Genomic DNA, 7470 nt, shown 5'->3' on the forward strand with positions numbered 1-7470 from the left:
GCTCTTGCAATAGTGGGGGATGGTTGGGCGTGCGCTGAACCCTCAGGCGCAGCCTAGTGCTGCGCGCCTGAAGGGGGAACGACTACGGCATCAGAGCGCCTTGGCCCGGTCGCGCAGCACGTATTTCTGGATCTTGCCGGTCGAGGTCTTGGGCAGCTCGCCGAACACCACGGTCTTCGGCACCTTGAACCCGGCCAGGTGTTCGCGGCACCAACTGGTGATGTCGGCTTCACGGGTGTCCTCCCGGCCCGGCTTCAGGGCGACGAAGGCGCACGGGGTTTCCCCCCATTTTTCATCCGGGCGTGCCACCACGGCGGCTTCCAGCACTGCCGGGTGCTTGTACAGGGCGTCCTCGACCTCGATGGTGGAGATGTTCTCGCCACCGGAAATGATGATGTCCTTGAGCCGGTCCTTGATCTCGATATAGCCGTCGGCATGCCACACGGCCAGGTCGCCGGTGTGGAACCAGCCGCCACGGAAGGCTTCGGCGGTGGCTTCAGGGTTTTTCAGGTAGCCCTTCATCACCGTGTTGCCGCGCATGAAGATCTCGCCCAGGGTATCGCCGTCGCGGGGCACCGGCTGAAGGGTTTGCGGGTCGGCCACCATCAGGCCGTCGAGGGTCGGGTAGCGCACGCCTTGGCGAGACTTGATCCGGGCACGCTCTTCCAGCGAAAGCGCATCCCATTCGTCATGCCAGGCACACACGGTCACCGGGCCGTAGACCTCGGTCAGGCCATAGGTGTGCGTGACCTTGATGCCCATTTGCTCCACGGCGCCGATGACCTTGGCCGGTGGTGCGGCGCCGGCGACCATGGCCTGCACCGGGTGCTCGATGGCTGCCTTGGCCGCCTCGGGCATGTTGACCAGCGCGTTGAGCACGATCGGTGCACCGCACAGGTGGCTGACTTTGTGCTCGCGGATCAGGGTCAGGATTTTCTGCGGGTCGACCCGGCGCAGGAACACATGGGTGCCGGCCAGGGCGGTGATGGTCCAGGGGTAGCACCAGCCGTTGCAGTGGAACATCGGCAACGTCCACAGGTACACCGGGCGGTGGCCCATGGCCCAGGTCATCTGGTTGCCCAGTGCGTTCAGGTAGGCGCCACGGTGGTGGTAGACCACGCCCTTGGGGTTGCCGGTGGTGCCAGAGGTGTAGTTCAGCGAAATGGCCTGCCACTCGTCATCGGGCCATTCCCAGGCAAATTCCGGGTCGCCTTCGTTGAGCAGTGCCTCATAGTCCAGCTCGCTGACCGCGCGGCCTTCGCCGTACTCCGGGTCATCTACATCAACCACCAGCGGCGGGTGTTCAAGCAGTGCCAGTGCACCTTCGATGACTGCATGGAACTCGCGGTCGGTGATCAGCACCTTGGCCTCGCCATGCTGCAGCATGAAGGCGATGGCCTCGGCATCCAGGCGCACGTTCAGGGTATTGAGCACGGCACCAGTCATGGGTACGCCGAAGTGCGCCTCGAGCATGGTCGGGGTGTTGGGCAGCATCACTGCCACGGTGTCGCCGCGGCCAATGCCACGGCCGGCCAGGGCGCTGGCCAGGCGCCGACAGCGTTGGTAGGTTTCTTGCCAGTTGCGGCGGATGGCGCCGTGGATGACGGCCGGGTAGTTGCCGTAAACGGCAGCGGTGCGTTCGATGAAGCTCAGCGGGGTGAGGGCGACATGGTTGACGGCAGCGGGCATCAGGCCCTGGGCATAGATCGACATGCGGTAATCCTGTAAGGGAGGCAGACGCAGCCTGTGCACCTGACCCCCGATGGCTGATTGTTAGCTCTGTTCAGGGTGCAGTGGGGGCGGACGGTGGGCCGCCCCCTCTGTCGCAGTTTTACGCGAGTCGCTATGGTATTAGGAATATCGACTATAGCAATATAGTAAAACTACTATAAAAAACAGGCCGCCTACTGTGGATGACACTGCTTACCCCTTGCTCACCAACGACCCACAACCCAGTCTGTTGCTGGCCAGTGATGCAAGCCCGCTGGCACTCAACCCGGCACTGCAGGCCTGGGTCGCCGAAGGGCCTGAGCTGGCTCGCTGGCTGCCGGCCAATTGCGCTGCACTGGTACGTGCCTGTTTGCGCCAGCATCGGGCGATCAGCGATGTCGAGGTGCAGGTCGGCGAACGCATCGTGTTGTGGACGTTCATGCCGGACAACCAGGACCAGCAGGTGCTGGGCCGCTGCCGCGATGCCAGTGAAGAGCGCCATGGCGCACGCGAAGCCAGCCGCGCCCGGCGCCTGTATCGGCTGATCATCGAAAACACCACCGACCTGATTTCCCGGCACAGCCCCGATGGCCGCTTTCTCGATGCCTCACCGGCAGCCTACCGCCTGCTCGGCCTGTGGCCCGAGCAGCTGCGTGGCATGCCTGTACATACCCTGCTGCATCCGCGCGAACGGCGTCAGGTGCTGCGTCAGGCCGCTGCCGCGCTGGACCAGGACGGCTACCACACGATGACTTGCCGGGTGCGCCAGGCGACAGGTGGCTACCGTTGGTTCGAAATCGCCAGCCGGGCGATCCGTGAGACTTACACCGGCGCGGTGGTGGAGGTGGTCAGCGTGTCCCGCGACATCACCTTGCGCATCGAAGCGCAGGAAAGCCTGGCGCACAGTGCCCGCCTCGCTACCCTGGGCGAGCTGGCCTCGGGTATCGCCCACGAGATCAACCAGCCACTGGCCGCCGTGGTCAACTATGCCAACGCCAGTCAGCGTTATCTGCAGGGCCTGGACCGTGACCCCCAGGCTCGCGAGCGGGTAGGCCAGGGCCTGCAGCGTATCAGCGAGCAGGCCACCCATGCCGCCGAAGTGATCCGCCGTCTGCGTGCCTTCCTGCGCAAGGGGCCGCGCCGCCTGGAGGCGCTGGATGTGGCCGAGCTGGCTGGCGAAGCCATGCGCCTGTGTGCCTGGGAAGCCGCGCGGGACCAGGTGCAGGTGGAACTTCGCATGAGCGCTCAACTGCCCTTGGTGTATGCCGACCGGGTGCTGCTGGAGCAGGTGCTGCTCAACCTGCTGCGCAATGCCATCGATGCCAATCGCGAGCAGCAGGGGGAGCGGCCGTCACGTATCCTGCTCTGCGCGGCGCGCGATGGCGATGGGGTACTGGTTGAGGTAGCCGACCAGGGCCCGGGCGTGGCGCCGGAGCGGCTGGATGAAATCTTTACGCCGTTTACCACCAGCAAGGCCGACGGCCTGGGCTTGGGCTTGAGCATGAGTCGCAGCCTGATCGAAGGCTTTGGTGGCAGCCTGTGGGCGCGGGCGGGTGACAACGGCGGTCTGGTACTGTGCTGCCGGCTGGCGGTCAGCAGGGAATAAGGGGAGGCGGTGTTGCAAGCAAAAGTGTATGTGGTCGATGACGACCAGGGGATGCGCGACTCTACGGTCTGGCTGCTGCAGTCGGTGGGCCTGCAAGCCTTGCCGTTCGCCAGCGGGCAGGCGTTTCTCGACGCCTGCATCGATGATGGGCCCGCTTGCGTCTTGCTGGATGTGCGCATGCCGGGTTTGGGCGGGTTGGCTGTGCAGCAGGCGATGCGTGAGCGTGGCCTGATGGTGCCGGTGATCTTCGTCAGCGGTCATGCCGATGTCCCGATCGTGGTGCGGGCGTTCAAGGCCGGCGCCTGCGACTTCATCGAAAAACCCTACAACGACCAGTTGCTGCTCGACAGCGTTCAGGCTGCGCTGGAGCACGCCGGGCTGGCGCGACAGGGCGATCAGGCGCTGGCCTTGGTGCAGGCGCGAATCGATGGCCTGACGCCGCGTGAGCGAGACGTCTTCGTACCCTTGGCCCAAGGGTTGAACAACCGCGAAATTGCCGAGCAGTTGGGCATCAGCGTCAAGACCGTGGACCTGTACCGGGGGCGGGTGATGAAGCGGTTGCAGGCGGGCAGCCTCGCAGAACTGGTGGGAATGGCGATTGCTTGCGGGGCGGTGGAGGCGCTGGGCCTGCGAGCGCGTTAGCCGCCTTTACGCACACCCTTGCAGGCGCGGCCTTGTGTGTAGCAAAGGGCCGCAATACGCGCCTGCTGAGACCGGTGAGACAGGCAGAAGTCATGAAATATTTCATAGCTTGCTAATGAAAGCTTTGACATTCACTGCCTAGGCAGTAATATTTCTACACACTTAACTGAGCAGTCAACGATGGCCCATTTTTCCCCCGAAAACTTCCAGACCTGCGCCATCGGCATGTTGCTTGGCCGCGCAGCGATCCTCAAAGACCGCATTCTTGACTGGCACCTGGAGTCAGAGGGCGTCACCGCCGCGCAGTTCAAAGTGCTGATCATCGTCACCCAGTACCAGGTGGATACCCCGGCCGAGCTGTGCCGGTACCTGGGCCTGGACAGCGGTTCGATGACCCGCATGCTCGACCGCCTCGAGCAGAAGGAGCTGATCGTGCGCAACCGCTGCGCCGACGACCGTCGCCAAGTGCGCCTGGCACTCACTGCCGACGGCCAGCGCCTGGCCAACCGCCTGCCGGAAATCGGCGCCGCCGCCATGAACGAGTTGTGCGGCGTGCTGGCACCAGAGGAGCTCAAGACCCTGGAAGGCCTGCTGGCCAAGGTGCTGCTCGGTGCTGGCGACCCTCTGACGATCCGCCGCTTCGGCGACCGTTGAACCCTGTAACGAATTATCCAAGGTATTGTCATGGCCACACCTACAGATACCCCGACTCCCTCCGTCGCGCCTGAGCCGTCACGCAAGCGCAAGGCCTGGCTGCTTGGCCTGCTGTTGCTGCTGATCCTTGCCGGGGCAGGCACCTGGGCCTGGTACAGCATTGTCGGGCGTTGGCACGAAAGCACCGACGATGCCTATGTCAACGGCAACGTGGTGGAGATCACCCCGCTAGTCGCTGGCACCGTTACCAGCATCGGGGCCGATGACGGCGACCTGGTCCACGCCGGCCAGGTATTGCTGCAATTCGACCCGGCCGACAGCGAAGTCGCCTTGCAGTCCGCCGAAGCCAAGCTGGCACGCACCGTGCGGCAGGTGCGCGGGCTGTACAGCAACGTCGACTCGCTAAAGGCTCAACTGGAAACGCGCCAGGCCGAACTGCGCAAGGCGCAGCAAGACTTCAACCGGCGCAAGGTGCTGGCTGACAGCGGTGCGATTGCCGCAGAAGAACTGTCCCATGCCCGCGACGACCTGACCGTTGCCCAGGCCGCCGTCAACAGCGCGCGCCAACAGCTCAGCACCAGCAGTGCGCTGGTCGACGACACCGTGGTGTCCTCGCACCCCGACGTCATGGCTGCTGCTGCCGACCTGCGCCAGGCCTACCTCGACCATGCCCGCACCACGTTGGTCGCGCCGGTCACCGGCTACGTCGCCAAGCGTACCGTCCAGTTGGGCCAGCGCCTGCAGCCGGGCACCGCGACCATGGCGGTCATCCCGCTGGATCAGGTGTGGATCGATGCCAACTTCAAGGAAACCCAGCTGCGTGAGATGCGCATCGGCCAGCCGGTGGAAATCACCGCTGATTTGTATGGCAGCGAGGTCAAGTACAGCGGCACGGTCGACAGCCTTGGCGCGGGCACCGGCAGCGCCTTTGCCTTGCTGCCGGCGCAGAACGCCACCGGTAACTGGATCAAGATTGTTCAGCGAGTACCCGTGCGCATCCACCTCAGCCCCGACCAGCTCAAGGACCACCCCCTCCGTATCGGCCTGTCCACCGTGGTCGAAGTCGACCTGCATGACCAGAGCGGTCCGGCCCTGGCCCAGCAGCCACCGCAGAAGGCCAGCTACACCACCCAGGTGTATGACCACCAGCTGGTCGAAGCCGACAACCTGATCGCCCGGCTGATTCACGAAAACAGCGCAACCGGCAAGACGGCGCAGCGATGAGCAACAACGCCGCTGCCCAGTTCACGCCGCCGAGTCTGCTGCTGACCACCATCGGTCTGTCGTTGGCGACGTTCATGCAGGTGCTGGACACCACCATCGCCAACGTGGCCCTGCCGACCATCTCCGGCAACCTGGGGGTAAGCTACGAGCAAGGCACCTGGGTCATCACCTCGTTCGCGGTGAGCAACGCTATCGCCTTGCCGCTGACCGGCTGGCTGAGCCGGCGCTTTGGTGAAGTGAAGCTGTTCATCTGGGCCACGCTGCTGTTCGTGCTGGCGTCGTTCCTGTGCGGTATTGCCCAGTCGATGCCCGAGCTGGTCGGGTTTCGCGTCTTGCAGGGCGTGGTCGCCGGGCCGCTTTACCCGATGACCCAGACCCTGCTGATTGCTGTCTATCCCCCTGCAAAACGGGGGATGGCACTGGCGCTGCTGGCGATGGTCACGGTGGTGGCGCCGATTGCCGGGCCGATACTGGGGGGCTGGATTACCGATAGCTACAGCTGGCCGTGGATCTTCTTCATCAACGTGCCCATCGGCCTGTTCGCTGCTGCGGTGGTGCGCCAGCAGATGCGCACGCGCCCGGTGATCACCAGCCGCCAACCGATGGATTACATTGGCCTGTTGACCCTTATTATCGGCGTCGGTGCCTTGCAGGTAGTGCTGGACAAGGGTAACGATCTGGACTGGTTCGAGTCGTCGTTCATCATTGTCGGCAGCCTGATTTCGGTGGTGTTTCTGGCGGTGTTCGTGATCTGGGAGCTGACCGACCGGCACCCGGTGGTCAACCTTCGGCTGTTCGTGCACCGCAACTTCCGCATTGGCACTATCGTGCTGGTTGGGGGATATGCCGGGTTCTTCGGTATCAACCTGATCCTGCCGCAGTGGTTGCAGACGCAGATGGGCTATACCGCGACCTGGGCAGGCCTGGCGGTGGCGCCGATCGGCTTGCTGCCGGTGATCATGTCGCCGTTCGTGGGCAAATATGCGCACCGGTTCGACCTGCGGGTGCTGGCTGGGTTGGCGTTCCTGGCGATCGGCACCAGTTGCTACATGCGTGCCGGTTTCACCAGCGAGGTGGACTTCCAGCACGTGGCCTTGGTGCAGTTGTTCATGGGGATTGGTGTGGCGTTGTTCTTCATGCCGACCTTGAGCATCCTGCTGTCAGACCTGCCGCCGCACCAGATTGCCGACGGTTCGGGGCTGGCGACTTTCCTGCGGACCTTGGGCGGGAGTTTTGCGGCTTCGTTGACTACCTGGATCTGGATTCGTCGGGCGGACCAGCACCATGCCTACCTGAGCGAGCACATCAGCCAGTTCGATCCGGCGACGCGGCATACCCTTGAGCAGTTGGGCGGCGCCAGTCCGCAGAGTTACGCGCAGTTGGAGCAGATACTCAATGGGCAGGCTTACATGATGTCGACGGTGGATTATTTCACCTTGATGAGCTGGGTATTTGCCGGGTTGATTCTGCTGGTGTGGTTTGCCAAGCCGCCCTTTACCGCCAAGGCGGGGCCGGCATCGGCGGGGCATTGAGCCAAACAAGGCAAGATCCCGATGCTCTCGCTCTCGCTCTCGCTCTCGCTCTCGCTTCGGCTTTTGATTTTGCTTCTAAGCGCGCGATAGCCCAGGCGCCGC

The 7470-nt window shown here is 63.9% G+C and carries 6 protein-coding genes; 5 read left to right on the top strand and 1 reads right to left on the bottom strand.

Going from position 1 to position 7470, the window contains the following annotated elements:
- Positions 1-90: 90 nt before the first annotated feature.
- Complete coding sequence (locus tag ACF8GF_RS17105; RefSeq protein WP_019437073.1) at positions 91-1713, bottom strand: acyl-CoA synthetase; 1623 nt, start codon at positions 1711-1713, stop codon at positions 91-93.
- Positions 1714-1909: 196 nt separating this feature from the next.
- Between ACF8GF_RS17105 and ACF8GF_RS17110 the strand changes: the two genes are divergently transcribed.
- From ACF8GF_RS17110 to ACF8GF_RS17130, 5 genes are all read left to right on the top strand, one after another.
- Entirely contained in the window at positions 1910-3316 is a 1407-nt protein-coding gene (locus tag ACF8GF_RS17110; RefSeq protein ID WP_392488040.1) for a sensor histidine kinase, read from the top strand.
- A 9-nt stretch (positions 3317-3325) separates the two neighbouring features.
- Positions 3326-3958: a response regulator gene (locus ACF8GF_RS17115; protein WP_176683318.1), complete on the top strand. Its 633-nt coding sequence runs from the start codon at positions 3326-3328 to the stop codon at positions 3956-3958.
- A gap of 180 nt (positions 3959-4138) precedes the next feature.
- Positions 4139-4612 carry a MarR family winged helix-turn-helix transcriptional regulator gene (locus tag ACF8GF_RS17120; protein ID WP_003247811.1) on the top strand — a complete coding sequence of 158 codons (474 nt, stop codon included), beginning with the start codon at positions 4139-4141 and terminating at the stop codon, positions 4610-4612.
- 30 nt (positions 4613-4642) lie between these two features.
- Complete coding sequence (locus ACF8GF_RS17125; RefSeq protein ID WP_176683319.1) at positions 4643-5836, top strand: HlyD family secretion protein; 1194 nt, start codon at positions 4643-4645, stop codon at positions 5834-5836.
- Complete coding sequence (locus ACF8GF_RS17130; protein WP_392488041.1) at positions 5833-7368, top strand: DHA2 family efflux MFS transporter permease subunit; 1536 nt, start codon at positions 5833-5835, stop codon at positions 7366-7368. The genes ACF8GF_RS17125 and ACF8GF_RS17130 overlap by 4 nt, the downstream gene beginning before the upstream one ends.
- Positions 7369-7470: the final 102 nt, after the last annotated feature.

Source organism: Pseudomonas sp. yb_5 (genome assembly GCF_043103865.1).
In the GTDB taxonomy this organism is placed as follows: domain Bacteria; phylum Pseudomonadota; class Gammaproteobacteria; order Pseudomonadales; family Pseudomonadaceae; genus Aquipseudomonas; species Aquipseudomonas putida_Y.